Origin of the sequence: Desulfovibrio fairfieldensis, assembly GCF_001553605.1 — a bacterium.
GTDB classification, from domain to species: domain Bacteria; phylum Desulfobacterota; class Desulfovibrionia; order Desulfovibrionales; family Desulfovibrionaceae; genus Desulfovibrio; species Desulfovibrio fairfieldensis.
The window spans coordinates 2,758,617-2,783,541 of the sequence record NZ_CP014229.1; the positions used below are offsets into that span (position 1 = coordinate 2,758,617).

Below are 24,925 nucleotides of genomic sequence, written 5' to 3' on the forward strand. Positions count from 1 at the left end.
GGGATCTTCCGTTCTCCTTTTCTAACGGCCGGAACGCAAAAAAGTTTAGAACGGGAACGCCGAGCGCCGCGCGGCTGCCGGAAACAGCGGCCGCGCGGCGCTCGAAAACAGCACGCGGGAAAAGGCCAAAGACCGCGTTACCCGGCCATGAACGCCCCCCAGCGCGCCAGCAAGGCTCGCAGGGCATTGCCGCGATGGCTGCGGGCGTTTTTTTCCTCTCGGGAAAGCTGGGCCGCGGTTTTGTTGATCAGGGGATCAAAAAAAATCGGATCATAGCCGAAGCCGTTCTCTCCGCGCGGCGCGGCCAGCAGGCGCCCTTCCCAGGTGCCGCGCACCACCATCTCCCCGCCGTCGGGCTTCACGGCGGCCATGCAGCTCACAAAGCAGCAGGCCCGGCGTCCCTCGGACACGGCGGCCAGCTCGTGCAGCAGCTTGCGGATATTGCGCTGGTCCCGGCTTTCGCCGGGCAGGCTTTGCCAGTCGTCGGAATAGCGGGCCGAATAGACTCCGGGCCTGCCGCCCAGGGCCTCCACCATCAAACCCGAATCGTCGGCCACGCTGATCAGGCCGGTGATCCCGGCCACGGCGCGGGCCTTGATCAGGGCGTTTTCCTCAAAGGTCGTGCCGGTCTCCTCAATGTCCTCAATCTGGGGGAAGGCCTCCAGCCCGATGACTTCCACGCCGAAATCGGCCAGGGGCCCGGCCAGTTCGCGCACCTTGCCCGCGTTATGGGTCGCCAGGACGACGCGCTGTTTTTCTTCCGCCATATGTCAGCTCCTTTGGAACGCGTTACGCTTGCTTGCGATGATGAGGAATAACCAGCGTGGCGACCAGGATGCCGCCGATAACCAGCACGCCGCCCGCCACCTGGGCCGGGGCGATGCTTTCGCCCAGCACCAGCACCGAGGCCACGGCCGCGAAGACCGGCAGGCTGTAATACACAATGCCCGCGCGCACCGGGCCGATTCTGTCCACGGCCAGGGTCCAGAACCAGAACGAGAAAAAGGAACAGCCCACCCCGGCATACAGGATGCCCGTGACCAGGGCCGGGGAAATCTCGGGCCGGGGCAACAGGCAGGCCTCGGCCACGGTAAAGGGCAGGGAATAGAGCAGGCCCAGGCCAAAGGTCGCCACATTAAAGCCCAGGGGCGACACCTCGCCGGAGCGCTGGCGCATGAACAGCGAGTAGAGACCGAAGCAGAGCGCGCCGCCCAGGGCCCAGAAGTCGCCGCTGTTGATGCGCAGCCCGGCCAGGCGTTGCCAGTCGCCCCGGCTGACCAGAATGATCACGCCCGCCAGCACAACCAGCATCCCGGCCAGGCGGCGCGGGGTGATGGGCTCGCCGTAGATGATACGCGAAAAAAGCAGGATCACGATAGGCGCGGTGGGCACCAGCAGGGCCATGTTCAGGCTTTCCGTGGTCTGCCCGGCCTTGTAGATCAGGGTGTTCATCAGGGTGACGCCCAGCACGGCCATGAGCGAGAGATACAGCCAGTGCCTGCGGATGCCGGGCCAGTCCCGCTTCAGGTGCCGCCAGGCAAAAGGCAAAAGCACCGCAAGAGCCACCAGCCAGCGCCAGAAATTGCACTGCCACGGGGGTATCAGGGTTGCCAGAGCCCTGGCGACCACAAAATTGCCGGACCAGATGATGGTGGCAAGCAGGGCGCTGCCGTAGCCCAAAGCGGTTTGCTGCATAGTCGTCCTTTGCCGGACGGCGGCCGGGGGAATGAAAGGGAACAAGCCGCCGCGCGGTCAGGCAGCATAGCCGATTCCCGGGGCAAAGGCAAAAACGGGCCACAGCCGAAGCGGAGCACAGCCGCCATCGACCGACGGTGCTCCGCTTCCCGCTTTGCGCCATATGCCGCCCTTATGCCCGCGTTACGCTCCTGGAACCGCCCCGGAGCAGAAACGTCCCAAGGGCCAGACAGCAACAGAGCCCGAGCACCACAAGCAGCGCGTTGCCCAGCCCGACCCTGTGCGCAAGCCAGCCCAGGGTGGGCGGAAAGAACAGCAGGCCGCCGTAGGCCAGCACGGAGACGGCCGCGCTGGCCTCGCCGGGAGTGACGCCGGGATATTCCCCGGCGCGGCTGAACAGAATGGGAACAATGGGAGAAAGCCCTGCGCCCATGCAGGCATAGCCCAGAAGGCAGACGCCCGCCCTGGGAGAAAACAGGGCCAGGGCCATGCCGCAGGCCGCGAGCAATGCCCCGCCGCAGGTCAGGGGAAAATCCCCGGCCCAGCTCCGCAGCCGGTCGGTGAAAACGCGGCAGAGCACCGTGGTTCCGGCAAAGGCGCCGTAGACCAGGGCGGCGGTCTGTTCATCGGCCCCTTTCACGCTGAAGAGCAGCAGACTGCCCCATTCCGCCACCGAGCCTTCGGCCGCGTAGGTGCACATGGCAAGCAGACCGCAGCCGATGACGAAAAGCGGCAGGGCGCGAAAGGTTCTTTTCCGCGCCGTTTGTTCCGTCGCGCCGTCCGGCTGGAGGCGGGGCACGGCCAGCGGCCGGAAGCAGGCATAGCCCCCGAGCACGCCGATAAAATTGACAAGCGGGCTGAAGCCCAGAGCGGCGAACAGCGCCCCCATCAGCGAGCCCATGACGCCGCCGAGGCTGTAGGAGGCGTGCATGAGCGCCATGCACGGGGCATGGTAACGCCGTTCAATCTGTATCCCCTGCGTGTTCATGGCGACATCGGCCAAACCCGTGCCGCAACCGACCAGTACGCAGGCCAAGGCGAGCAACAGCGGCGTGGAGGCCAGCCCGCAGAACGGGAGGGAAAAAAGCAGCACAAGGGTGCCGAGACGGAGAACCGCGCGGCTGCCCCAGCGCGCGATGAGCCAGGCGCTGCCGAAAAGCGCGACCAGCCCGGACACGCCGAGACAGAGCAGGATAAGGCCTATCTGGGCATCGTCCGCCCCGGTCTGCGCCTTGAGCGCGGGCAGGCGCGCTGTCAGCAGGCCGTAGGCAAGGCCGGGACAGATGAAGAAATACGCACAGGCCGCGCGGGCCGTGCTGAACTCGGACCATTTCATGACACGTCACTTCCTTAAAGCAGTTTGCCTTTCAAAGGAAAGCTGCTCTGAAATACCCGGAGGATGCGGCCCGGGCGCCCTCTGCGCGCGGACTTCCCTCTTGTAATGGATCACTATAAACTATGAGGTAAGGCAAGGGTCAAGGAGCATTGCATGAAAAATGAAAAATTTCTGAAAACCGGGGAATTCGCCCGCTTGTGCCATACAACCAAGGAAACGCTCTTCCACTACGACCGGGAAGGCATCCTCAAGCCCAGGCACGTCTCGGGCAACGGCTATCGCCGCTACGGCCTGGAGCAGTTTTTCGATTTCGACATGATATCCCTGCTTAAAGAGACCGGCAGCACGCTTGGGGAAATCCGGGCCTGTCGGGAAATGCGCGATCCCCGCGCCTATCTGCGCCTGCTCCGCGAGCGCGCCGGAATCCTCGAGAAAGAGCGGGCGCGTCTGGCCCGGCGCGAAGCCATGCTGCGCAGGCTCATCGCCCTGACCGAAGAGACCATTGGTGCGGACTTCGACAGGCTGCTGCTTGAGGAAAAGGAGGCGGAACGCATCATTGCCGTGCCCACGGACCCGGAAAAAATTCTCAGCGGCGCGGGCAGCGTCGAATGCTACTCCGCCTGCCTGGCGCATGATCTGGAGCGCGGCAACAGCACGGACGCCCCTCTCGGCATGATCATCCCGGCGGAACACGCCGGAAAAGGAGAATTCCGGCCCTGCTTTTTCTTTACCCGGGCGGAAGCGGGCGACGCGGGGGACGTGCGGGAAATTCCCGCCGGACGCTATGCGGCCTTTTTCCACAAGGGCGAGGTATCCAGCCAAGCCGCCGCTTTCGGGCGCATGGTCAGGGCTGTTGCCGACTCGGGGCTGCGCATGCGCGGCGACGCTTACGGTTATGATCTGATGAGCCACCTGCTGACCGGGTCGGGCGCGGTCTATGTGGCGAAATACATTGTCCGGCTGGAATGAAGCACTGCCGGGCCCGTATTGCCGGGCCGCCGGGGATGCTGTACACGGGCGGATGGGAGGAAGAGCCATGCCCCGAAACTTTTTTGTGGTCCTGCCCGTGGCGGAAGTGGCCCGCCGCCTGGCGGCCTTTGCCCCCCTGCCCTCCGAAACGGCGTCCCTGACCGACCCGCGCGGCCTGGAAGGCCGGGTGCTGGCGGCGGACGTCATTGCCGGGGACGACGTGCCCCTGACCAGCCGCTCCGGCATGGACGGCTATGCCGTGCAGGCGGCGGACGTTTTCGGCGCGTCCGAGGGCAATCCGGTCTATCTGGCCCTCACGGGCCGCATCGCCGTGGACCGCCCGGCCGACTTCAGTCTGGAGCCGGGCCGATGCGCGGCCATCGTCACCGGCGGCACGCTGCCGGACGGGGCCGACGCCGTGGTCATGATGGAGCACAGTGCCGAACTGGCCGACGGCCAAAATGGGGAGCCCCTGGTGGAAATCCGGCGGCCCGTGGCTCCGGGCATGCATGTGCTGCGGCGCGGCGACGACGCGCGTGAGGGCCGCCCGGCGCTCAGATCCGGCGTTCTGCTCCGCCCGCAGGAAATCGGCCTGCTGGCCGCCTGCGGCGCGCGGGGCGTGAGCGTGCGCGCCCGGCCCAGGGTGGGCATCCTTTCCACAGGCGACGAGGTCATTCCCGTCAGCGCCGATCCCCGGCCCGGCCAGGTGCGCGACGTGAACAGCCACGCCCTGGCGGCCATCTGCCGCGAAGCCGGGGCCGAGCCGCGCCTGCTGGGCATTGTGCCCGACGACCTGGAAGCCATTGCCGTTGCTCTGCGGGAACACCTGGCCGATGTGGACGTGCTGCTGCTCTCGGGCGGCAGTTCGGTGGGCGCGCGCGATTTTACCGTCGCGGCCCTGGAACGCCTGCCCGATGCGGAAATTTTCTGCCACGGCGTGGCCCTTTCGCCGGGCAAGCCGCTGATTCTGGCCCGCGTGGGGCAAAAATGCGTCTGGGGCCTGCCTGGCCAGGTGGCTTCGGCCCAGGTGGTCATGTTTGTGCTGGGCACGCCCTTTCTGCGCCATCTGGCGGGGCGGTCCGATGCCTTTGACCAGAACCTCTGGCCCGCGCGCCGGGCCGTGCTGTCGCGCAACATGGCCTCCAAGCAGGGACGCGAGGACTATCTGCGGGTACGCCTGGAAGCTCCGGCCGACCCGGAGCCCACCGGCGGCCTGCCCCTTGCCGTGCCCGTGCCCGGCCTGTCCGGCCTGCTGCGCACCCTGCTGGACGCCCAAGGCCTGGTACGCATTGACGCCGACCTGGAAGGGTTGGAACAGGGCAGCGTGGTGGACGTATTGTTGCTGTAGGCCGCTCGCGGCAAATGTTAACAGCTCCTTTTGGGGCCTGACGCCCGCCACGCCGCCCTCACCATGCTTTTCTTTTGCGCCCCAAGCGCGTATAATGCGCGCTTCATCCGCAAGAGAGTGAGGAAATCCGTATGAAAATTACAGATATATTCGATATTCCCGCGCCGGAAAAACGCATCCCCGTGCCCTACGTCATCGCCGAGGCGGGCGTGAACCATGAGGGCAGCATGGACATCGCCCGCCGCCTCATCGACGAAGCCGCCGAGGGCGGGGCCGACGCCATCAAGTTCCAGACCTACAAGGCCGCCACCCTGGCCTCCAAGGATTCGCCCGCCTACTGGGACACCAGCAAGGAGCCCACCAGAAGCCAGTACGAGCTGTTCAAGCGGCATGACTCCTTCTGGAAAAACGAATTCGAAGCCCTCAAGAAGCACTGCGACGCGGCGGGCATCGCCTTTCTGTCCACGCCCTTTGACGTGGAATCCGCGCATTTCCTCAACGACCTCATGGACGTGTTCAAGATTTCCTCGTCCGATATCACCAACAAGCCCTTCATCCGCATTCTCTGCGATTTCCGCAAGCCCATCCTGCTCTCCACGGGCGCGGCCCATCTGCACGAAATCGCCGAGGCCGTGGAATGGATCGAGGAAAAGGGCAACAAGCTGGCCCTGCTGCACTGCGTACTGAACTATCCCACAGCCGACGAAAACGCGGCCCTGGGCATGATTCCCGCGCTCAAGCGCCACTTCCCGCAACACGTCATCGGCTATTCCGACCACACCCTGCCGCAGGACATGCATATCCTCGAAACGGCCACCCTGCTGGGCGCGCGCGTGCTGGAAAAACATTTCAGCCACGACAAGGCCCTGCCCGGCAACGACCATTACCACGCCATGGACAAAGAGGATCTGAAGCGCTTTTACGCCCGGCTCCGGCGCACGCTGGACAGCGTGGGCGATCTCGACGTGCGCGCCCTGCCCGCGGAGGAACCGGCCCGGCAACACGCCCGCCGTTCCCTGGTCACGACCCGCGCCGTGCCCGCCGGCCAGGCGCTGACTCCGGCGGACCTGACCTGGAAGCGCCCGGCCCACGGCATTTCCCCGCGCAATTATGACGAAGTGCTCGGCCTGCGCGCCCGGCGCGATCTGCCGGAAGACACGGTGCTGACCTGGGCGGATCTGGACCGGGCATGAGCGCGCTCACGTCTGTGGATACGGCGTCCGGCGCGGTACACGGCGGCGTCAGCCTGGTGCTGGGGGCCATGCCGCGCGGAGCCGAGCCGGAAAGTCACTGGGCCGCCGGGCCTTGGTGCTTTGCCGGTGAGGAGGATTTCTTCCCGGACTGGGAAGACCGTTTCGTCTTCGCGCCGGAACCGTTACGCGACCTCAAGGTGCTGGAGCGCACAGCCAAGGAGGCCCAGGCGCTGTGCGTGGACAGCCTGCCCGCCCTGGCCGCCCGACTCTGCCCGCACAGCGCGGAACTGCCGTCCCCCTACTGGGAAACCCTGCTCACGCCTTGGGCCATCGACGTCGCCAAGCAGATTGTGGAACGCTGGCAGCGGGTCAAAGCCATGACCGAGGCCTGGGGGCATCTGCCCCTGCGCGTGCCCCTGCTGCCGGAAAACTGCACCTTCAGCTTCCACGGCGAGCACGATTTCACCCTGCACGGCGCGCTGGGCCAGACCTTCAACCACTGGCTGCTTTCCCGCCTGCTGGAGGCCCATTGGCCCCGGGCCTGGCAAAAGGAAATGCTGCCCCCGCTCAGCGAGGCTTACGGCGACGAGGCCCCTGCGGATCTGAAAAGCCGTCTGCGGCAGTGGGCCCGGCGCACGCAACTGCGCCTGCTCTTCCCGCGCCTCAAAGGCATGAGCATCCGGCAGGCCCTGCGTTTTTCCCTCTCGCTGGTGCATGTGAGCGACGGTCCGGACCGCTCCCAGCCTTTGGCCGAAACCTACGGCAGCCGGGCCACGGGCGCGCGCGCCGACCTGCCCCTGGACCCCTTGCCCCTCTTTCTGGCCGCCCTGCCGCAATCCCTGGCGCGGCTGCGCCACCCGGAACGGCTCAAGAAGCACCTCTTCCCGCCCTGCCTGCGCGTCGCCAGCGTGGCGGCCTATGAGGACGCGGCCTACCGCCAACGCCTGGCCGTCTGGCGCGCCCACGGCAACCGCCTGATGTACGTGCAGCACGGCGGCAACTACGGACAGGTGCGGGTCACCTGCGATACGGCCCTGGTGGAATACAGCCAACATGCCTTCGGCACCTGGGGCTGGAGCGAGCACGCGGGTAGCCGGGGCAATTTCATCCCCCTGCCCTATCCCCAGATCGCGCGCATCGCCGGACGCTGGCACGGCAAAAACGGCCGCCATCTGCTCTTTGTGGGCACGGAGATGCCCGCCTACGGCTACCGCCTGGACGCCCATCCCACGCCGCTCCAGATGATCCAGTACCGCGAGGACAAGCAGTGGTTCTTCGAGGCCTTGGGCCGCTCGCTGCAATCCCGCGCCTTTTACCGCCCCTATTTCGACGTGCCCGGCGCCCTGCAGGATGCCACATGGCTCTTGCCGCGCTTTCCCCGCGTACGCTTGAGCACCGGCCCGCTCACCCCACAGATGCTGGCCTGCCGCCTGCTGGTCCTGGACCATCACGGCACCACCATGCTGGAAGCCCTGGCCGCCAATGTGCCCACAGTCATGTTCTGGACGCGCGAGGCCTGGCCGCTCACGCCGGAAAGCGAAGCCCTGCTGGACGTGCTGGCGCGGGCCGGAATCTGGTTCGGCACCGCCGAGGAAGCCGCCGCCAAGGTCAACCAGGTCTGGGAAGACCCGGTTTCCTGGTGGCGCAGCGCCGCCGTGCAGGCCGCGCGCCGTACCTATTGCGCCCTTCAGGCCATGATGGTCAAGGGCAGCGAAAATCCCTACTGGACCCAAACCCTGACGAAACTATGAAGCTATCTTCCCGCTGTTTCCTGTTTTTCCTCCTGGCCGCCGGGCTGCTCTGCTCCCCGGCCGCGCCGGGACTGCCCTCCCTGGTACCCGCGGCTCTGGCCGACGAGGCGGGCGACCTGCGCAATGCCCAGGCCGCCATTGAAAAGGCGGATTACGGCAAGGCCGTGGCTCTGCTCAAACCCTTGGCCGACAAGGGCAATGCCGAAGCGCTCTATGTGCTGGGCCGCCTGACCCTGGACGGCAAAGGCGTCAAAAAAAGCGAGCAGCGCGCGGCCCAGCTTTTCCGCCAGGCGGCGGAAAAGGGCGACATCAGCGCCCAGAACGCCTGGGGAACGGCTCAAGCCTCGGGCCAGGGCGTACGCCGCAATTACCGCGAAGCGGCGCGCTGGTTTCGCAAGGCCGCCGAGCAAGGCCTGGCCATGGCCCAGTACAATCTGGGTTATCTTTACGCCTACGGCCGGGGCGTGCCCAAGGATGAAAACGCGGCCATCGACTGGTACAGCCGCGCCGCCAACCAGGGTTTGGCCGACGCCCAGTATTCCCTGGGCTGGACCTATCTGAACAGCAAGGGCGAAAATCAGAGCGACACCAAGGCCGTGCACTGGTTTGAAAAGGCCGCCGAGCAGGACAACCTCAAGGCCCAGAACAACCTGGCCTATATGTATGCCGAAGGGCGCGGCTACGCCCAGGACCCGGTCAAGGCCGTGCAATGGTACAACCGCGCCGCCGAGCGCGGCTACGCCGAGGCCCAGTACAACCTGGGCTTCATGTACGAACAGGGCCGGGGCGTGCCGCAGGACTACAACAAGGCCGTGGAATGGTACCGCAAGGCCGCCGAGCAAAATGAGCCCGCAGCCCAGTACAGCCTCGGCCTGATGTACGACCAGGGCACCGGCGTGCCCCGCAACTTGAGCGAGGCCACCCGCTGGTACCGTTTGGCCGCCAAGAACGGCGACCCGGACGCCAAGGCCGTTCTCCGCGCGCAGGGCAAGCCCGAAACCGCGTCCAGACCCGCGGCGGCCGCCAAACAGAGCCGCAAGAAGCCCAAGCAGCAGTAATTTCCGCCGGACAGTACAGCAAAAGAGGCCGCGATTTCGCGGCCTCTTTTGCTGTTGATATCTCTGCGGGGTCTTTTAGGGTCTGTTAACACTATAGAATTTTTGTTCGCCTGCAAGGAAGATAAACCTGCTTTGAGGGAGTGTACTCTTCTGGTACTCGACCGAAAAAGCAGGTGAAATCTGACGCGGCAGGAGGGCAAAAAGGCATAGCGTTAACAGGCCCTAGAGCATTTTGTGCTTGAAATTATCCCTTAACGGCGAAGTAAATTCGCCTTGCGATACTTTCGCGGTGCGGGTTTTCACGGAAAATCCGCACCGAGCGTTGAGGTATTTTCAATATAAAAACGCTCTACATGCCTGCGGCGGCATTGGTCAGCTTCTCCAGCAGGCCGCGCATCTTCTTCACCACTTCCAGATCAGGATCGGCACCATAGCGGGCCGCGATCCAGGCCGGGTCGCTCCAGCTCAGCATGACGCCGTCCGGGCTTTCCCAGACCAGAATCTTCAACGGCAGGTCCAGGGCCGCTTCCGGGGCGGCCTGCATCAGGGCCGTGCCCACGGCGGGATTGCCGAAAATGACCACCCGCGCGCCGGTCATGTCCAGGCCCGCGCCCTGGGCGTTGGCCTTATGGTCCACAGTGGCGAACACCGGGGCTTTGGCCGCCGTGAGCGTGTCGAGCAGGCGCTTCCAGACCGTGTCCAGATCGCCGTGGGCCTTTTTCCGCATCAGACCATTCTGCATATCATTCATGGGGATGTCCTTGGCTTGAGTTTCAGAGGCAATGCCTGTGTACAACAGGGCTAGCAGACAACACAGGGCCAGGCAAGGCGCGATGCCGCCGGATTTGAATTCAGAGCTATTCATATCATTCTCCCGCTCAGTTGGCCGCGACGCGGCGGCGCAGATATTTTTTTGCCGAATCGGCCATGCAGACCAGGGCCGCGCCCATCATGACGGCATCCTTGAGCACCAGCCGCCCCCTGCCGCTCAGGTAGGGGAAACCGTGCTCCGCGTCGCCCAGGTCGGGCACCCAGACCTGGGGCGTGGTAATCAGAAAGGAAAGCGTGACCAGGGACATGCCGAAAACCAGCAGGCCGCCCACGGCCGCCACCTGCGGCAGCCAGGGTTGGAAGCAGAGCAGAATGCCCAGGCTGACGATGATCGCGCCGAGGATGTACGAAGCCGTGTAGGTGCCGTGCTCCAGGTGCCACTGGCGGTTTTCCGGCACCAGCTTGCCTTCCGGATTCATATGCGCCTTGTAGTCCGAGGGGTCGTCCATCAGAAAACTCATGAAGGGACTTTCAGCCACAAAGGGCACAATGCCGTCCGCCTCATAGGGTGCGATTTTCAGGCCGCCGATCCAGAACAGGACCACAATGAGCCCCAGGCGGGTCAGGGAGACGGCGAAGGTTTCAGTGTCGGCCATGAGTTGAAAGACGGATGCCATACGGATTTCCTCCGATTTGGTGGTGAACGGGCGGGCCGGATGCCGTGTGCGTTTTCTTGTGACGCGCTTTCGTTAATTAACGTTTATTAAAAAATAGAATCAAATGTCAAGAAAAAAATACGGTGGGAATAACGTTGGCGCCGCTCCCAGCCTCGCGCGGATGTGGCCCCCAGCGATGCCGTCCTGACCCGAGGCAGCGCCGCCTGCCTTTTAGCTACATTCAAGGCCACACGGCTTCGCCGTGAACGGCTCAAGCAAATCGCTGGCGCAACGCGCGCCAGGTCGCCCCGCCTTGCTTTATCCCAGGCCTTCGGCATATTTCCGACAGGTGCTCATCACACCATTCCAAGGCGGACCCGCCGCCGACACACGCTGATGGGATGGCCCCGCCCGTACAAACGGGCTATGCATAGGTTACTGTAAAACCCTTGCGAGGAGACCATCCCATGAAGAGCGCTACCACCATCGGCATTGATCTGGCAAAGAACAGCTTTTCCCTCTACGGCGTTGACGATAAAGGCAAGACGGTACTCAGCCGTACTTTGACCCGGGCCGGGGTCGTACGCTTTTTCGCCAACTTGCCGTCCTGCCTTGTCGGCATGGAAGCGTGCGCATCCTCGGATTATTGGGCCAGAACCATCGAAAGTCTTGGGCACGAAGTCCGCCGCATCCACCCCCAGTATGTGAAAGCCTATCTGCTTGGCGCGAAAAACGACACCAATGATGCGGCTGCTATCTGCGAAGCCGTGCAGCGACCCAACATGCGCTTTGTGCCGCACAAATCCCCGGAGCAGATTGACATCCAATGCATACACAGAACCCGGCAGGGATACATCAAATCGCGCACGGCTTTGGTAAATCAGGCCAGAGGGTTACTGGCCGAGTACGGCATCATCATTCGCCAGGGTATCAGCGCTATCCGAAACCAACTGCCCTTGATTATCGCCGACGAGGAAAACGCCCTTTCGGGCCTTATGCGCCGTAATATAGCTTCACTGTATGAATCCATATGTTTCTTCGACAGCCAGATACTTGAGCAGGATAAGCTGCTCAAGACCGTGGCCAAAGAGAACGAAGCTTGCCAGCAGCTCATGCAGGTGCCGGGTATAGGCATCATGACCGCTACAATTCTGCTGACTGTTGCCGGTGTCGCTTCAAATTTCAAAAACGGCAGGGAATTTGCCGCTTTCTTGGGCCTTGTGCCGCGCCAAAACTCCACAGGCGGCAAGACCAGGCTTTTGAGCATTTCGAAACGGGGCGACTGCTATATCCGAACCCTGTTTATTCACGGCGCGAGGTCGGCGATTACTCGCATTCTCGCCGGACAAACGCCAAAATATCGGCCAAACCCCTGGGTTATAGAACTCATCGCCCGGCGAGGAAGAAACAAGGCCTGTGTGGCTATGGCGAATAAAACAGCGCGGATAGCGTGGAGCATGCTTGCCCAGGGCACTGAATACAGGCATGCCGCATAAAATAGTGTTTGCCATGCCGCATGCATCCCGGCTTCTTTTTGCGTGAGCCGCGCGCATGCGGCCCGCCAAACACTAACGGCATAAAAGCTTTCCCAAGGTTGCCAAGAAAAAGAGATGGAAAAACGGTCGGACCGGCTTTCGGAAAACCTGAACTCCCGACTGGCGCAATGACGCCGATACGCTGTAGAGGAACGAAAGCGCGTATACCCCATCAGGGCGCTGCCAACACAGGCTGACGCCGAATATATGTTTGCATCCGACAAAAAAACCATATCTTTTTTCTTGACTTCAGGGCGGGGCCATATATGTCGGGAGTGCGGTGAATACAACACCTCCTCGTGGGGGAATAAACCCGCTGTCCTAGGGCAGTTATCAGCTCCCGGCAATTGCTTTCGGCAATCGCCAACCAGCTACGCCGGAGAGCGCCATGTCTGAAACGCCCGCCCCATATGGCTTCCCGCCACAAAGAGATTTTGCCTCGCAATACCGCCGCGTTTTTGAGGCCGCCGCGTGCAAGACGCGGGCGGAACTGGCTGTTGCCCTGGGCATCCGGCTATCGGCCGTTTCCGACGCCGAGCGGCGCAAGGCCGTGCCGTCCGATTGGCTCATAACCCTTTTCGAGAAAAAACGGATCAATCCGGAATGGGTACGCATGGGGCAAGGAGGCAGGATGGTGCGGACCAGGGATGAGCCCGGCGTCAGCCCCGCTTCCGCCGCCGTCACAAGCAGACCGGCGGCGGAATGCACGACTGAAGACCTGCTGGCGGAAATTATGCGCCGTGCTTTGAAAAGCGCCGGTTAGAGCGGCGTCGCCTTTGAGAATTGGCATTCTCAAAGGCGACGCCGCCGGAGAGCAAAATCCGCATTTTTAAAGGCCTCCCCTAATCCTGGGGGGGCTTCCCTTTATTTATTTTTCGATCTATAGATCGATTCACCACATACGTATTGATCAGGACCCCCGGCAGAACGCCCAGAGCCTGCGCCAATGCCACAATGGTGGAAAGCCCCGCCTCGCGCTTGCCGTTCTCAAGCAGGCTGATATATTGGGGATTGATATTGGAAGCCCTGCCCAAGTCCGCTTGGGTCATTCCGCATTTTCGGCGCAAGGCTGCAAGCTCCGCACCGAAAATAGAAGGGTCTACCTTATTGGCCGTCATAAGCTTTCAAGTTAAACTTTTTTTTAGGGCCTGACACTCGATCTTTAGATCGAAAACGCTCAAAAAAAGAGCCCTCCCATGAGAAAAAGGAAAACACCCGGGAGCAACGAAATCACGCCGGAGGGAAAGAAGACGGCAATCGCTGTGACAGTGACGATTTCAGCCTGCCGACGTACTGCTCAGTCGGCTATGCGGCGTATTTCCGAAAATCACCGGCGGCCGTTGCGCAATCCTTGACGGGAAGGCGCTTGTCGCATGCGGATGTTTCCGAAGTCAGGCCGGCCCGGCAAAAAAGACGGGTTGACCGGCCGGAAACAGTCAACGGGCACTCGGGCCTCTGCGGAGGAAAATGCGCGGATGCGCGCTGTATATTGTCCGTGGAAAGTAAAAATACGTTATTGTGAACAGATTCCGTAAAGTTTATTTTCTGCCGGACATCTCAATTCGTACATTTGACACAGAAAGGCTTTGTCAAATATACTGCCTCCGTAAAATGATTTTTTCTCGTATTCCTCGTAAAAAACATCCAGTATGCTATTTTTTGCACGACAACCCATATTCACGGTACGCGGCACACTATACGGATATGAACTGCTCTTTCGGGATCAGTCCAATCTGGCCGCCGCCAATATTCAGGACGGCAGCCAGGCGACCTCGGAAATCATTGTCGACGGAATTTCGTTTGCTTCCGCCCACTCCGGCGCGCGCACGAAAGTTTTTATAAACATACCTGATGAACTGTTGCGCAGTGAGATCCTTGAATCCCTGTCGCCGGACATGTGCATTCTCGAAATCCTGGAAACAGTTCCCTGTACGCGGGAGAATATTGCCGTCCTGCGGCATCTGAAATCCCTCGGTTACACCCTGGCCTTGGATGATTACAGGGGGCAGCGGGGAGTGGAAGGTTTCCTTGATCTTGTGGATATCGTGAAGGTGGATTTCCAGAGCGCGCCCGCCCGGCGGCTGGCGGGCATCTCGGAAGGCCTGCGCACGCGCGGCGTCACGATGCTGGCGGAAAAAGTGGAAAGCTACCAGGAGGCGGAATGGGCCGGGAATGCGGGGTACGAGCTGCTTCAGGGCTTTTATTTTCAGCGCCCCGAGCTGATCTCCGCCAAAAGGCTGACCCCCGACGCGCACACCAAATTGCGGATATTGTACTATCTGGCCTCCGGCAGGATAGAACGGAAAGAACTGTTCGCTCTTCTTTCCTATAGCCCGCAACTGGCGTTCAGGCTGCTCAATTTTGTCAACTCGGTCGCCTTTTCTTTCCGGGAGAAAATAGACTCAATAAAACAGGCCATCGTGCTCATGGGCGTGGACCGGCTGCGCCGCTGGCTTTCGGCCATGCTCATCGCCGATCAGAGCCACACTTCCGACACCGCGCGGGAACTGTCCATACTGTGCGTCTTCCGCGCGCATTTCCTGCGCGATATAGCCGCCTCCAGCGGCTCCCCCTATGCCGAGCAGCTTTTCGCGCTGGGGCTTTTTTCCACTTTGGACGCCATGCACCGCACATCCTTCGAGAATCTTTTTGAACGGGCCTTCCTGAACGAAGCGGTGAAAAAGGCGCTCATCTCGCAGGAAGGAGATTTTTATCCCTGGCTCAAGGCCGTACTCTGTCTTGAAACAGGCAATATAGACGAGGCGGCGCGGCTCTTTGCGGCTCTGGGCGTCTTCGATCTGCGCGAGATAGTGAAAAAATACAGGACAGCCATGACGCTGGCCTCGACGTTTCACACTTTCGCCGAAACGCTCTGACAGCCGCCCGCTGTCGGCATATCCCCTGCCGTCGGAATCCTGTCTCCGCACGCGGCTGCAACTGATTCGCGCGCTTCGCTGCAAAGCAAAAATCTGACGTAGCGAGCGGGCAAAAAGGCATAGTGCCAACAGGCCCTAGACTTGCAGGGAAATGCCCGTGCCGCCGGGGGCCAGGGCCGTGGGCATGACGCCGCGCATGGACATGTCGGCATAGGCTCCGGCGGCGCGACGGCGCGCGGCCGAATCAACCGGGTCCGTTCCCGCAAGGGCCGCCGCTGCGGCATCAGCGGAAACAGCGGCGTCCGAGGCGGAAGTCCGCCCGGCGGAAGCGGGCTCCACAACGGTCGAAACCAGGCCGGATGCGGCCGGGCCCTCGCCGTCGTCCTCTTCTTTCCGGGCATCCCGCGCGGCACGGGCTTCCTGAGCCGCGGCGCGCGCCGCCACCTGGCGGTCCTGGCCGGAAGGCTCTCCCGGGGCCAGGGCAGCTCGGCGCACCTGTTGTGCCTTTTCCCTGCTGGCTTCCGGATCGCCCGGCACGGACGAGGCGTCAATGGAAACATGGCCGCCGATGGCGTACTGCCGCCCGTCCGGCCCTTTCTGGTAGGTATAGCCGGCCCCGCCGTTCACATGCCCGCCGCCCGCCGCCATGTGCGCGCTCTCATGGGCGCGTACCTCGGCGTCACGCAGTTTCAGCTCGCGCAACTGTTGTTGAGCTTCGGGACTCAGGCTCAGGCTGTCCGCCAGATCCGGCAGGCCCGCCGGGCCGCTCTCTTGTCCGTCGTTCTGACCCGCCCGGCTTGCCGGGGCAAAGGGACTCCGCTCCCGACCGCGTCCACCCCCGCCCACGCCGTCAGGACCGGCGGCGGGAGCCAACGGCGTCAACGGTCCCACAGGACGGGGACTGATGCTTTCCAGAGCTTCGGACATATCCATTTGATCCTTAACGACGAAGAACGGTCCCAAGCCCGCGCAGGGACCCCGAAAAACGCCGTTACGCTTTTCTTATCGGCGGATTCAATCCGGACGTTAGGGGTTGTCTCTCATTTCTGAAACTACATCCGAGGTCGCACGGCGGTCACCACGGCGGACATGGTTTCAGCGGGCACGGCCAGTTCCGCCGCAGTGAAACCGGCAGCCTGCAGATCCTCCCGCACTTCCTCAAAGGTATACACCCTGCCGTCCGCGCAATGCACCAGCATGTTCAGGCCGAACAAGGCTCCGGCCGCCGGGCTGGTTCCGTCCGCGCTCATGATGAAATCGCGCACGGCCACCTTGCCGCCGGATTTCAGGGCCTGCAAGGCGTTACGGTACAGGGCGCGGCTTTGTTCTCGCCCGTGCTGGTGGATGATGGCGCTGATCCAGGCCAGATCAAAGCCCGACGGCAGGGCGTCGCTGTAGAAATCACCGGCCTGAAAATCCACCCTGCCTTCCAGGGGCGTGCCCGCAAAACGCTGTCGCGCCGCCTCAATGCCCACGGGGCGGTCGAATATCACGGCCGTCGCCGTGGGCAAACACTCCAGAAAAGCCTGGGTATAGGTGCCGGACGCGCCGCCCACGTCCAGAATCCGCGCCGGTCCTTCGCCGAAATGCAGCACCCCGGCCTCGTGCAGGGCCCTGATCATGGGGGCCGCCGTGCGCACGGCCAACGAGTTCATACCCATGATAAAGGAACGGTCGTCCTCCTCTTCGCCGAGGATGCTGGGCCGCCGGGTTCTGGGTTTGCCGTCCCGCACCGTGCGCGCCAGCTCCGCCCAGCCCCGCTGGGCGTTGGCCATATGCCGCAGCATGGGCACATAGGAAAGGGGGTGGCGGCTGTCCAGCGCGTCCCGGTAGGCTTCGGCCACGGCATAGACCCCCGGGCCGCCCTGCTCCGGATCAGCCGATGCGCCGCCAATGCTTTTGCACAGATAACCCATGCCCGCCAGGGCGTTCAGCAGCACCGCGGCGCCGCGCTCGTCCACGCCGCATTCCCGCGCCAGGTCCCCGGCGTTCATCCGGTTGCCGTTGCGCAGAATAACTGTGAAAAAATCCAGTTCAGCCGCCGCCGTCAGCGCGCAGGAGCGCTGGTAGCCCGTGGCGTCGCGCTGCAATACGGCAAAGGGGGTTCTGTCCATGCGAGGCCTCCTTGGCTTGCCAGACCGGGGCAAAAAGAGTAGCCCTTATTGCTTCCATTCTACGGTGAGGTTACGCCTATGTCGAGTCCTTCCACCGTCTCCCCTGTGGCGGAAGGCCTGCGGCGCGCCCTGCCCATCGTGCTGGGCTATGTGCCTGTGGGCTTCGCCTTCGGCGTGCTGGCGGTCAAAAACAATATTCCCCCGTCCCTGGCCGTGGCCATGGCCGTGCTGATGTTTTCCGGCTCCGGCCAGTTCGTCTTCGCCAGCCTCTGGGGCGCGGGCGCGGGCATCCTGTCGGTCATCGCGGCGGTGTTCATCGTCAATCTGCGCTATCTGCTGATGTCCGCCGCCGAATCCCCCTGGCTGGCACGCCTGCCGCGCTGGCAGCGTTTTCTGCTGGGCCTGGGCCTCACGGACGAAACGTTCGCCGTGCATATCACAGCCCTGCAACGCGGCTGGAAGCTCTCTCTCACCACGCTTTATCTCTGCAACAGCACCACCCATCTGGCCTGGGTGATCGGCTGCGCCGTGGGCGCTTTCTGCGGCGAACTGGTCAACGACGTGCGCCCCCTGGGCCTGGATTACGCCCTCACCGCCATGTTTCTGGCCCTGCTGGTGCCCCAGTGCGTGAGCCGCCTGCACGTGCTGGTGGCCCTGTTCACCACGGCCCTGTCCATCGCCCTCAAGGCCGCCGGCATGAGCCAGTGGAATGTGGCCGTGGCCACAATTCTCGGCGCGAGCCTGGGCGTGCTGCTGCTCTACGCCCGGCGCGGCCCCGGCCTAGAGAATCCGGGAGCGGAACAGAACGCCGGAACGCAAGCCGAACATTCGGACAAACCTTCGGCCCAACCTTCGGAGGTCCGGCCATGAACGCATGGATTGACGCCCACAGCGCGCTGCTGCTCTGTGTTCTGGGCAGCGTGCTGGTAACCCAGCTGCCCAAGGTGCTGCCCGTGACCTTTCTCAGGGGCGACTGCCTGCCCGCCCTGCTGCGGCACTGGCTGTCCTTCGTGCCCGTGGCGGTCATGGCCGCCCTGGTGGGGCCGGACGTTTTCTTCTACGAAGGGCGTTTCAACGCGGGCACGTCAAATCTCTTCCTGATGGTCTCCCTGCCCTCCCTGCTGGTGGCCTGGTGGGGCAAGAACTATTTTGTGACCATCGCCTTCGGCATCAGCCTGGTGATTCTGGCCCGCTGGCTGGGCTGGTACTGATGGACGCGGACCGCCCCAATGATCCCGGCCCGGGCATGCCGCACCCGGCCCTGTACCGCATGGGCCGCGCGGGACGGCGCGCCGGACCTCCCCTGCGGCCGCCCCGCCGCAGCGGCCGCCTGCTGCTGCGCCTGACGCCGGAACACATCGCGCTTTTCCGCTTTCTGCTGGAAGCCTACGACAATCTCGCTTATTTCACCGTGCTGGAGCGGCGTACCGCTCTGCTCAAGCTGGTCTTTTCGCCCCAGCGGGAACGCGCCGTCCGCCGCGCCCTGGCGGAAATGGCCCGGAGCCTGCCCTTTACGGCGGAGGACTGGCCCCTGCCCGATCTTTCCGTCCCGCCCGAGCCCGCCGACCGCGCCTGAACCGGCCCGGCCGCCGGACGCGGACCCGCGCAAAAAGGCTTTGAGCCGGACGCGTTTTCTGCTATGACATCTCCGTTACACGGCGGCGGCCCGGCGCGCCTTTGTTCCCTTTCCGACGGCAGGCGTATCCTTTCAAAAGCTTTTACCAAGGCGGAGCCATGCCCACACTCAAGTACAAGCGCGTGCTGCTCAAACTGAGCGGCGAAGCCCTGGCGGGCGAGCACAAAACCGGCATCGACCCTGAAACCGTGGCCGCCATCTGCGGCGAAATCGGCACCGTGCTCGAAATGGGCGTGGAAATGGCCCTGGTCATCGGCGGCGGCAATATTTTTCGCGGACTCTCCGGCTCGGCCAAAGGCATGGAGCGTTCCTCGGCGGACTACATGGGCATGCTGGCCACGGTGCTCAACGCCCTGGCCGTGCAGGACATGCTGGAAAAACAGGGCTATCCCACCCGCGTGCTTTCGGCCATCACCATGCAGGAAGTCTGTGAGTCCTTTATCCGCCGCCGTGCCCTGCGCCACCTGGAAAAAGGCCGGGTGGTGATCTGCGCAGCGGGCACGGGCAACCCCTATTTCACCACCGACACCACGGCGGCCCTGCGCGGCATGGAACTGAAGTGCGACGCCATCATCAAGGCCACCAAAGTGGACGGCATTTATGACAAGGATCCGGCCACGCACCCCGACGCCGTCAAGTTCGACAGCATCAGCTACGACGAGACGCTCTCGCGGCGTCTGGGCGTCATGGACGCCACGGCCTTTGCCCTGGTGCGCGACAATAACGTGCCCATCATCGTCTGCCGCATGTTCGGGGGCGACATCCGCCGGGCCGTGCTGGGCGAAGCCGTGGGCACCATCGTACGCGAAAATTGAGGAAGCCCGCGTGATGCGGGTTGTTGCCTTTTGCCCATGCCGGGCAAGGGACAACAAGACCCAAATGGGGTTTCCCAAGCTTTTCATCCACGCAAGGAGTAGGATTGATGGATATCGACAGCACCCTTCTGGACGCTGAGGACCGCATGGAAAAGGCCCTGGCCGCGCTGGACCGCGACTTCGCCAAACTGCGCACGGGACGCGCCTCCACCGCCCTGGTGGACGGCATCAAGGCCGACTACTACGGCACGCCCACGCCCGTCAGCCAGATGGCCTCCGTGGCCGTGCCCGACAGCCGCACCCTGACCATACAGCCCTGGGACAAGGGCGGCATCGCGGCGGTGGAAAAAGCCATTCTCAAGTCCGACCTGGGACTTACCCCGGTCAACGACGGCAAGATCATCCGCATCGTCATTCCGCCGCTCACCGAGGAACGCCGCAAGGATCTCGTCAAAGTGGCCCGCAAGTACAGCGAGGAGGCCAAGGTGGCCGTGCGCAACGTGCGCCGCGACGCCAACGACGGCCTGAAGAAGCTGGAAAAGGATAAGGAAATCACCGAGGACGAGCTGAAAAAGGCCGTGGACGACGTTCAGAAGCTCACGGACAAGTTCGTGGGCGACGTGGATAAGAAATGCGCGGCTAAGGAAAAGGAAATCATGGACATCTAGTAAGATTTGGATTTTTTTGCCGCTGGCGGCGTCAGACTTCGCGGCGCGCCTCGGTCTTGTAGGCAGCTACACTCCATGTCGGCGCGCCGTTCGTCTTTCTTGCCAGCGACGAAAAAATCTCAAATCTTACGGTGAAACAGGCCATTCATGACAGAAGAACTTGAAAAACTGCCCACGCATATCGCCATCATCATGGACGGCAACGGCCGCTGGGCCCAGGCGCGCGGGCTCCCGCGCTCGGCCGGGCACCGCGCCGGGGCCGAAGCCGTGCGCACCGTGGTCACCGAATGCCGCGGTCTGGGCATCCGTCATCTGACCCTTTACGCCTTTTCCAGCGAAAACTGGAACCGGCCCAAGTCCGAGATCAGCGCCCTGTTCAGCCTGTTGCTGGAATTTCTGCGCCGTGAGGTGCCGCTGATGGAGGAAAAGGGCATCGCCCTCAAGGTGCTGGGCGACCTGGAAGGTCTGCCCCTGCCGCAGCGCACGGCCCTGCGCCACGCCATGGGCCGCACCGAAGCCGGGCGGGAAATGACGCTCAACCTGGCGCTCAATTACGGCGGCCGGGCCGAGCTGGTGCGCGCCGTGCGAGGCTTTCTGCGCGACAACGCGCGGCCCGAGGACGTTACCGAGGAGAGCCTGGCGCAACGCCTCTACACCGCCGGTCAGCCCGATCCGGACCTGCTCATCCGCACCAGCGGCGAGCAGCGTCTGAGCAATTATCTGCTGTACCAGTGCGCCTACAGCGAACTGTATTTCACGCCCGTGCCCTGGCCCGACTTCGGCGTCGACCAGTTGCGCGAGGCGCTGGCCGTCTATGCCGGGCGTTCGCGCCGTTTCGGCAAAACACAGGAGCAAATTGATGTCCGTTGACCATGCCGTCGATATCCGCCGCATCATCACCGGCCTGGCTCTGGCCGCCGCGCTGCTGCTGGTGCTCTGGCTGCGGGGCTGGCCCCTGCTCTTTGTGATCCTGCTGGTTGCGGCGCTGGGCCTCTGGGAATTCTATTCGCTGTTCTGGGGCCCCACGGGCCGCATTCCCAGCCGGATCTGCGCCATCGCCCTGGGCTGGGGCATGCTCTGCCTGACCTGGCTGAACCGCCCGCAGGACGCCCTGGTCTGCCTGGGCGCGGGTTTTGTGCTGGCGGCCATGACCTTTCTGTTCCGCTGGGACGTGGTGGAGGAGGAAAACGCGTTTTCCGCCAGCGGCATTTTCATGGCCGGTCTGGCCTATGTGCCCCTGCTGCTGCTTCCGGCCACCTATCTTTCCACGGTCAAGCTGATCTTTGTGCTGGCCGCCGTGGCCGTGTCCGACACCGCCGCCTATTTCGTGGGCACGCGCTTCGGCCACCACAAGCTCTGGCCGCGCGTGAGCCCCAACAAAAGTTCCGAGGGCGCTGTGGGCAGCCTGGTGGCCTGCGTGATCTTCTGCGCCGTGTACGGTGAAATTTACGGCAAAGTGGGCTGGTTCTCCTTCGCCCTGCTGGGCGTGGCGGTCAATGCCTTTGCCCAGGTGGGCGATCTGTTTGAATCCGCGCTGAAGCGTTCCGTTCACGTCAAGGATTCCGGCTCCATCCTGCCCGGCCACGGCGGCATTCTGGACCGCGCGGACAGCTTCCTGTTTGCGATGCCGATGGTGGCGGTGGTGGATCAGTGGTTCTTTTTCTTCTGACGGAAGCACCCGGAAAACGCGTCTTTTGCCCCCTGGCCGCGTCGCAAGTCCAGCGCGACCCAGGTCTGTATACTAAGAATACTATCCCTGGCCCGCGCTGGACTTGCTCCTTGCCAGGAAACAAAATTCATCGTTTTCCGGGCGCTTCCATTTTTTTGTTTTTTTCCGGACGCGGCAAAGCAACGGATACGACGGTATTGATGCGGACACTCTGATGGCAGAACTCTGGCCGGGCCAAGGCGGTCCGGCGATCGACTATATTTCGGGGCCGCCCTCCGAGCGCTGGCAGCGGGAACAACCGCGCGGCCTGGTGATTCTGGGCGCCACCGGCTCCATCGGGCGCAACGCCTTGGCCGTGGTGGAGGCCAAACCGGATTTCTTTCGCGTGTGGGGTCTGGCCTGCGCCCGTAATGTGGAGCGCCTGGCGGCCCAGGCCCAACGCCACCGCCCGCCCTTCCTGGCCGTGCTGGACGAGGCCGCCGCCGAAAAACTCGCCGCCCTGCTTCCCGCCGGATACAGGCCGCGCGTTCTGGTAGGGCGCGAGGGCTATGCGCAACTGGCGGCCCTGCCCGAAGCCTCCACCGTGCTTTCGGCCCAGGTGGGCGCGGCCGGGCTGGCCGGAACCCTGGCGGCGGCCCTGGCGGGCAAGGTCGTCTGTCTGGCCAACAAGGAATCCCTGGTCCTGGCCGGTGGTCTGGTGCGCGACATCTGCGCCCGCACCGGCGCGGTCATCCTGCCCGTGGATTCGGAACACAACGCCATTTTTCAATGCCTGGCCGGGCGCGGCCAGGAGGTCGCCAACCTGGTGCTCACCGCTTCGGGCGGCCCCTTTCGCGGCAAAAGCGCGGCGGAACTGCGCCAGGTTACGGTGGAGCAAGCCCTGAAGCACCCCAACTGGCGGATGGGCGCAAAAATCAGCATTGATTCCGCCACCCTGATGAACAAAGGGCTGGAAGTGGCCGAGGCCTTCCATCTCTACGGCGTGCCCAGCGAACGCATCCGCGTGCTGGTGCATCCCCAGTCCGTGGTCCATTCCCTGGTGGAACTGGCCGACAATTCCATGCTGGCCCAGATGGGCCCGGCGGACATGCGCATGGCTATCGCCCACTGCCTGCTCTGGCCCCATTGCGCGCCCGTGGGCGTGCCGCCGCTGGACCTGGTGGCCGCCGGGCAGCTCTCCTTCCATGAGCCTGATCTGGAAGCCTTTCCCTGTCTCGGTCTGGCCCGCAAGGCCCTGGCCCGGCGGGGCGGGCTGTGCGTGGTGATGAACGCGGCCAACGAGGCCGCCGTGGAACTTTTTCTGCAAGGGAACTGCGGCTTCGCGGATATTCCCCGGCTCATCGGCGCGGTTCTGGAGGCCCATGCGGCCACCGCGCCGGGACAGGGGCCGTTCTGTCCGCCCGTGACCACTCCGGCCGACGCGGCTGATCCCCTTGCTCTTGAACGTGAAGTACATACCTTGGTAGAGCGCATAGAGCGCCTCGACCATCACAGCCGCGCGTTGGTCCGTGAACTGACGCGTGACGTTAGAGCATTTCAAAGTTAATCTGCTCTAGACACACAAGACCCATAGGGTTTTGCGGCGGCGCAGCCGCCGAAAGCCGGCGAAAATTGAGAGCCCAGCTATGCTCGAAGTTTTTGCAATCAGACAATAGATACGGAGAATCCGCGTGCTGATGACCATTATTGCCGTAATCATAGTTTTGGGCGGCCTGATCTTTTTCCACGAGCTGGGGCATTTCGCCGTGGCCCGTTGTCTGGGTATGGGCGTATCCACATTTTCCCTGGGCTTCGGCCCCAAAATTCTCAAACGCAAACTGGGCAAGACCGAATACGCCCTGTCCCTGGTGCCTCTGGGCGGTTATGTGGCCCTGGTGGGCGAAAGCAATGAATCCGAGATCCCGGAAGGCTTCAGCCCGAAAGAAAGTTTCGCCCTGCGCCCGGCCTGGCAGCGCCTGCTGGTGGTGATCGCCGGACCGGCAGCCAATATCCTGCTGGCTTGGCTGCTCTGCTGGATTCTGGCCTTCGGCTGGGGTACGCCCGTATTGCTGCCCGATGTGGGCGCGGTGGTTGAAAACAGCCCGGCGGCCAAGGCCGGTCTCAAAGCCGGCGACCGCATCCTGAGCATTGACGGCCAGGCCGTGGGGAGCTGGGACGCCATGTCCGCGGCCATCGCCCACAGCGACGGCAAACCCATGCAGCTGGAAGTGCTCCGGCCCGCTCCGGAGGCCGCCATGGAAACCGAACCCGCCGCCGACGGCACACGGGGTCAGGGCGCCACGGTCGAGGGTACGACCCTGCACCTGGAAATGACGGCGGAACGCGCCGCGCGCAAGACCATTTTCGGCGAAAATGAAACCGCTTGGCTCATCGGCGTGCGCGCCGCCAACAGCGTGGATATGCAGCCGAAAGGCTTCTGGGAGGCGGCTTCGGCGGGCGCAACCGAAACCGGGCGTATGGTTTCCCTGACATGGCTGAGCTTTGTCAAGCTGGCCGAGCGGGTGGTGCCCCTGGACCAGGTGGGCGGGCCCATCATGATCGCCCAGATGGTGGGCAAACAGGTGCACGAGGGTCTGCCGGGCCTGCTGGCGCTCACGGCCCTTATCAGCATCAACCTGGGCATCCTGAACCTGCTGCCCATTCCCATCCTGGACGGCGGCCAGGTGGTCTTCTGCCTGCTGGAAATCATCTTCCGGCGACCCGTGAACCGCAAAGTGCAGGAATATGCCATGCGCGCGGGCCTGGCCCTGCTCATCGCCCTGATGCTGCTGGCCACCTTCAACGACGTCTGGCGTCTGATCAAGTCCGCCGGGGGCGCCGGTTAAACGGGAGGCC

General features: G+C 63.4%; 25 protein-coding genes. 17 read left to right on the top strand and 8 right to left on the bottom strand.

Features of this window, described 5'->3' with window-relative positions; genetic code table 11:
* Positions 1-137 precede the first annotated feature (137 nt).
* The 3 genes from rdgB to AXF13_RS11685 all read right to left on the bottom strand — a co-directional run bounded on the left by rdgB (position 138) and on the right by AXF13_RS11685 (position 3,031).
* Positions 138-767, bottom strand: a complete 630-nt coding sequence (gene rdgB / locus AXF13_RS11675; protein ID WP_062253454.1) for an RdgB/HAM1 family non-canonical purine NTP pyrophosphatase — start codon at positions 765-767, stop codon at positions 138-140.
* Between the two features lie 22 nt (positions 768-789).
* Positions 790-1,695 carry a DMT family transporter gene (locus tag AXF13_RS11680; RefSeq protein ID WP_062253456.1) on the bottom strand — a complete coding sequence of 302 codons (906 nt, stop codon included), beginning with the start codon at positions 1,693-1,695 and terminating at the stop codon, positions 790-792.
* A 172-nt stretch (positions 1,696-1,867) separates the two neighbouring features.
* Positions 1,868-3,031 (bottom strand): MFS transporter, encoded by a 1,164-nt coding sequence (locus tag AXF13_RS11685; protein WP_062253458.1) that lies wholly within the window; start codon positions 3,029-3,031, stop codon positions 1,868-1,870.
* A 153-nt stretch (positions 3,032-3,184) separates the two neighbouring features.
* Here AXF13_RS11685 and AXF13_RS11690 point away from each other — a divergent pair, with 153 nt between their 5' ends.
* The 5 genes from AXF13_RS11690 (at position 3,185) to AXF13_RS11710 (ending at position 9,350) form a co-directional block, all read left to right on the top strand.
* The gene (locus AXF13_RS11690; protein ID WP_062253460.1) at positions 3,185-4,000 is read left to right on the top strand and encodes a MerR family transcriptional regulator; all 816 of its coding nucleotides are present in this window, start codon (positions 3,185-3,187) and stop codon (positions 3,998-4,000) included.
* A gap of 67 nt (positions 4,001-4,067) precedes the next feature.
* Positions 4,068-5,348, top strand: a complete 1,281-nt coding sequence (locus tag AXF13_RS11695; protein ID WP_062253463.1) for a molybdopterin molybdotransferase MoeA — start codon at positions 4,068-4,070, stop codon at positions 5,346-5,348.
* 131 nt (positions 5,349-5,479) lie between these two features.
* Positions 5,480-6,541 carry an N-acetylneuraminate synthase family protein gene (locus AXF13_RS11700; protein WP_062253465.1) on the top strand — a complete coding sequence of 354 codons (1,062 nt, stop codon included), beginning with the start codon at positions 5,480-5,482 and terminating at the stop codon, positions 6,539-6,541.
* Complete coding sequence (locus tag AXF13_RS11705; RefSeq protein ID WP_062253466.1) at positions 6,538-8,292, top strand: LIC12162 family transferase; 1,755 nt, start codon at positions 6,538-6,540, stop codon at positions 8,290-8,292. Before AXF13_RS11700 ends, AXF13_RS11705 begins: the two co-directional genes overlap by 4 nt.
* Positions 8,289-9,350 carry a tetratricopeptide repeat protein gene (locus tag AXF13_RS11710; protein ID WP_009302793.1) on the top strand — a complete coding sequence of 354 codons (1,062 nt, stop codon included), beginning with the start codon at positions 8,289-8,291 and terminating at the stop codon, positions 9,348-9,350. Before AXF13_RS11705 ends, AXF13_RS11710 begins: the two co-directional genes overlap by 4 nt.
* A gap of 349 nt (positions 9,351-9,699) precedes the next feature.
* On the opposite strand, the gene AXF13_RS11715 is transcribed toward AXF13_RS11710, so the two are convergent.
* The gene (locus AXF13_RS11715; protein ID WP_062253469.1) at positions 9,700-10,215 is read right to left on the bottom strand and encodes a DUF302 domain-containing protein; all 516 of its coding nucleotides are present in this window, start codon (positions 10,213-10,215) and stop codon (positions 9,700-9,702) included.
* A 13-nt stretch (positions 10,216-10,228) separates the two neighbouring features.
* Positions 10,229-10,798, bottom strand: coding sequence for a DUF417 family protein (locus tag AXF13_RS11720; RefSeq protein WP_062253470.1), 570 nt, complete (start codon positions 10,796-10,798; stop codon positions 10,229-10,231).
* A 446-nt stretch (positions 10,799-11,244) separates the two neighbouring features.
* Here AXF13_RS11720 and AXF13_RS11725 point away from each other — a divergent pair, with 446 nt between their 5' ends.
* Together AXF13_RS11725 and AXF13_RS11730 are read left to right on the top strand one after the other, a co-directional pair.
* Entirely contained in the window at positions 11,245-12,273 is a 1,029-nt protein-coding gene (locus tag AXF13_RS11725) for an IS110 family RNA-guided transposase (RefSeq protein ID WP_062253472.1), read from the top strand.
* 427 nt (positions 12,274-12,700) lie between these two features.
* Positions 12,701-13,075, top strand: a complete 375-nt coding sequence (locus tag AXF13_RS11730) for a helix-turn-helix domain-containing protein (RefSeq protein ID WP_062253473.1) — start codon at positions 12,701-12,703, stop codon at positions 13,073-13,075.
* Between the two features lie 79 nt (positions 13,076-13,154).
* On the opposite strand, the gene AXF13_RS11735 is transcribed toward AXF13_RS11730, so the two are convergent.
* Entirely contained in the window at positions 13,155-13,430 is a 276-nt protein-coding gene (locus AXF13_RS11735) for a helix-turn-helix domain-containing protein (RefSeq protein ID WP_009302786.1), read from the bottom strand.
* Between the two features lie 531 nt (positions 13,431-13,961).
* Here AXF13_RS11735 and AXF13_RS11740 point away from each other — a divergent pair.
* On the top strand, positions 13,962-15,188 hold the full coding sequence (locus tag AXF13_RS11740; RefSeq protein ID WP_062253474.1) for an EAL and HDOD domain-containing protein: 1,227 nt from the start codon (positions 13,962-13,964) through the stop codon (positions 15,186-15,188).
* Between the two features lie 135 nt (positions 15,189-15,323).
* Here the strand turns inward: AXF13_RS11740 and AXF13_RS11745 are convergent, their stop codons facing one another.
* Both AXF13_RS11745 and AXF13_RS11750 read right to left on the bottom strand, forming a co-directional pair.
* The gene (locus tag AXF13_RS11745; protein ID WP_062254872.1) at positions 15,324-16,115 is read right to left on the bottom strand and encodes a putative metalloprotease CJM1_0395 family protein; all 792 of its coding nucleotides are present in this window, start codon (positions 16,113-16,115) and stop codon (positions 15,324-15,326) included.
* A 125-nt stretch (positions 16,116-16,240) separates the two neighbouring features.
* The gene (locus tag AXF13_RS11750) at positions 16,241-17,302 is read right to left on the bottom strand and encodes a methyltransferase (RefSeq protein ID WP_062253476.1); all 1,062 of its coding nucleotides are present in this window, start codon (positions 17,300-17,302) and stop codon (positions 16,241-16,243) included.
* A gap of 78 nt (positions 17,303-17,380) precedes the next feature.
* Here AXF13_RS11750 and AXF13_RS11755 point away from each other — a divergent pair, with 78 nt between their 5' ends.
* The 9 genes from AXF13_RS11755 to rseP all read left to right on the top strand — a co-directional run bounded on the left by AXF13_RS11755 (position 17,381) and on the right by rseP (position 24,915).
* Positions 17,381-18,172, top strand: a complete 792-nt coding sequence (locus AXF13_RS11755) for an AzlC family ABC transporter permease (RefSeq protein ID WP_009302778.1) — start codon at positions 17,381-17,383, stop codon at positions 18,170-18,172.
* Positions 18,169-18,513 (top strand): AzlD domain-containing protein, encoded by a 345-nt coding sequence (locus AXF13_RS11760; RefSeq protein WP_062253478.1) that lies wholly within the window; start codon positions 18,169-18,171, stop codon positions 18,511-18,513. The genes AXF13_RS11755 and AXF13_RS11760 overlap by 4 nt, the downstream gene beginning before the upstream one ends.
* On the top strand, positions 18,513-18,878 hold the full coding sequence (locus AXF13_RS11765; RefSeq protein WP_150116174.1) for a DUF4911 domain-containing protein: 366 nt from the start codon (positions 18,513-18,515) through the stop codon (positions 18,876-18,878). Before AXF13_RS11760 ends, AXF13_RS11765 begins: the two co-directional genes overlap by 1 nt.
* 158 nt (positions 18,879-19,036) lie before the next feature.
* Positions 19,037-19,753, top strand: coding sequence for a UMP kinase (gene pyrH, locus AXF13_RS11770; RefSeq protein WP_062253479.1), 717 nt, complete (start codon positions 19,037-19,039; stop codon positions 19,751-19,753).
* Between the two features lie 107 nt (positions 19,754-19,860).
* Positions 19,861-20,421 carry a ribosome recycling factor gene (gene frr, locus AXF13_RS11775; protein ID WP_062253481.1) on the top strand — a complete coding sequence of 187 codons (561 nt, stop codon included), beginning with the start codon at positions 19,861-19,863 and terminating at the stop codon, positions 20,419-20,421.
* A 147-nt stretch (positions 20,422-20,568) separates the two neighbouring features.
* Positions 20,569-21,291: a polyprenyl diphosphate synthase gene (uppS, locus tag AXF13_RS11780; RefSeq protein WP_062253483.1), complete on the top strand. Its 723-nt coding sequence runs from the start codon at positions 20,569-20,571 to the stop codon at positions 21,289-21,291.
* Entirely contained in the window at positions 21,281-22,090 is an 810-nt protein-coding gene (locus AXF13_RS11785) for a phosphatidate cytidylyltransferase (RefSeq protein ID WP_009302770.1), read from the top strand. Before uppS ends, AXF13_RS11785 begins: the two co-directional genes overlap by 11 nt.
* Positions 22,091-22,304: 214 nt before the next feature.
* The gene (dxr, locus tag AXF13_RS11790) at positions 22,305-23,636 is read left to right on the top strand and encodes a 1-deoxy-D-xylulose-5-phosphate reductoisomerase (protein ID WP_062254875.1); all 1,332 of its coding nucleotides are present in this window, start codon (positions 22,305-22,307) and stop codon (positions 23,634-23,636) included.
* Between the two features lie 124 nt (positions 23,637-23,760).
* Positions 23,761-24,915 (top strand): RIP metalloprotease RseP, encoded by a 1,155-nt coding sequence (gene rseP / locus AXF13_RS11795; RefSeq protein WP_083522087.1) that lies wholly within the window; start codon positions 23,761-23,763, stop codon positions 24,913-24,915.
* Positions 24,916-24,925 lie beyond the last annotated feature (10 nt).

Excerpts from the sequence above, each read along its gene's own strand:
- rdgB (WP_062253454.1), bottom strand. The coding sequence starts at position 767 with ATGGCGGAAGAAAAACAGCGCGTCGTCCTGGCGACCCATAACGCGGGC.
- AXF13_RS11680 (WP_062253456.1), bottom strand. The coding sequence starts at position 1,695 with ATGCAGCAAACCGCTTTGGGCTACGGCAGCGCCCTGCTTGCCACCATC.
- AXF13_RS11685 (WP_062253458.1), bottom strand. The coding sequence starts at position 3,031 with ATGAAATGGTCCGAGTTCAGCACGGCCCGCGCGGCCTGTGCGTATTTC.
- AXF13_RS11690 (WP_062253460.1), top strand. The coding sequence starts at position 3,185 with ATGAAAAATGAAAAATTTCTGAAAACCGGGGAATTCGCCCGCTTGTGC.
- AXF13_RS11695 (WP_062253463.1), top strand. The coding sequence starts at position 4,068 with ATGCCCCGAAACTTTTTTGTGGTCCTGCCCGTGGCGGAAGTGGCCCGC.
- AXF13_RS11700 (WP_062253465.1), top strand. The coding sequence starts at position 5,480 with ATGAAAATTACAGATATATTCGATATTCCCGCGCCGGAAAAACGCATC.
- AXF13_RS11705 (WP_062253466.1), top strand. The coding sequence starts at position 6,538 with ATGAGCGCGCTCACGTCTGTGGATACGGCGTCCGGCGCGGTACACGGC.
- AXF13_RS11710 (WP_009302793.1), top strand. The coding sequence starts at position 8,289 with ATGAAGCTATCTTCCCGCTGTTTCCTGTTTTTCCTCCTGGCCGCCGGG.
- AXF13_RS11715 (WP_062253469.1), bottom strand. The coding sequence starts at position 10,215 with ATGAATAGCTCTGAATTCAAATCCGGCGGCATCGCGCCTTGCCTGGCC.
- AXF13_RS11720 (WP_062253470.1), bottom strand. The coding sequence starts at position 10,798 with ATGGCATCCGTCTTTCAACTCATGGCCGACACTGAAACCTTCGCCGTC.
- AXF13_RS11725 (WP_062253472.1), top strand. The coding sequence starts at position 11,245 with ATGAAGAGCGCTACCACCATCGGCATTGATCTGGCAAAGAACAGCTTT.
- AXF13_RS11730 (WP_062253473.1), top strand. The coding sequence starts at position 12,701 with ATGTCTGAAACGCCCGCCCCATATGGCTTCCCGCCACAAAGAGATTTT.
- AXF13_RS11735 (WP_009302786.1), bottom strand. The coding sequence starts at position 13,430 with ATGACGGCCAATAAGGTAGACCCTTCTATTTTCGGTGCGGAGCTTGCA.
- AXF13_RS11740 (WP_062253474.1), top strand. The coding sequence starts at position 13,962 with ATGCTATTTTTTGCACGACAACCCATATTCACGGTACGCGGCACACTA.
- AXF13_RS11745 (WP_062254872.1), bottom strand. The coding sequence starts at position 16,115 with ATGTCCGAAGCTCTGGAAAGCATCAGTCCCCGTCCTGTGGGACCGTTG.
- AXF13_RS11750 (WP_062253476.1), bottom strand. The coding sequence starts at position 17,302 with ATGGACAGAACCCCCTTTGCCGTATTGCAGCGCGACGCCACGGGCTAC.
- AXF13_RS11755 (WP_009302778.1), top strand. The coding sequence starts at position 17,381 with ATGTCGAGTCCTTCCACCGTCTCCCCTGTGGCGGAAGGCCTGCGGCGC.
- AXF13_RS11760 (WP_062253478.1), top strand. The coding sequence starts at position 18,169 with ATGAACGCATGGATTGACGCCCACAGCGCGCTGCTGCTCTGTGTTCTG.
- AXF13_RS11765 (WP_150116174.1), top strand. The coding sequence starts at position 18,513 with ATGGACGCGGACCGCCCCAATGATCCCGGCCCGGGCATGCCGCACCCG.
- pyrH (WP_062253479.1), top strand. The coding sequence starts at position 19,037 with ATGCCCACACTCAAGTACAAGCGCGTGCTGCTCAAACTGAGCGGCGAA.
- frr (WP_062253481.1), top strand. The coding sequence starts at position 19,861 with ATGGATATCGACAGCACCCTTCTGGACGCTGAGGACCGCATGGAAAAG.
- uppS (WP_062253483.1), top strand. The coding sequence starts at position 20,569 with ATGACAGAAGAACTTGAAAAACTGCCCACGCATATCGCCATCATCATG.
- AXF13_RS11785 (WP_009302770.1), top strand. The coding sequence starts at position 21,281 with ATGTCCGTTGACCATGCCGTCGATATCCGCCGCATCATCACCGGCCTG.
- dxr (WP_062254875.1), top strand. The coding sequence starts at position 22,305 with ATGGCAGAACTCTGGCCGGGCCAAGGCGGTCCGGCGATCGACTATATT.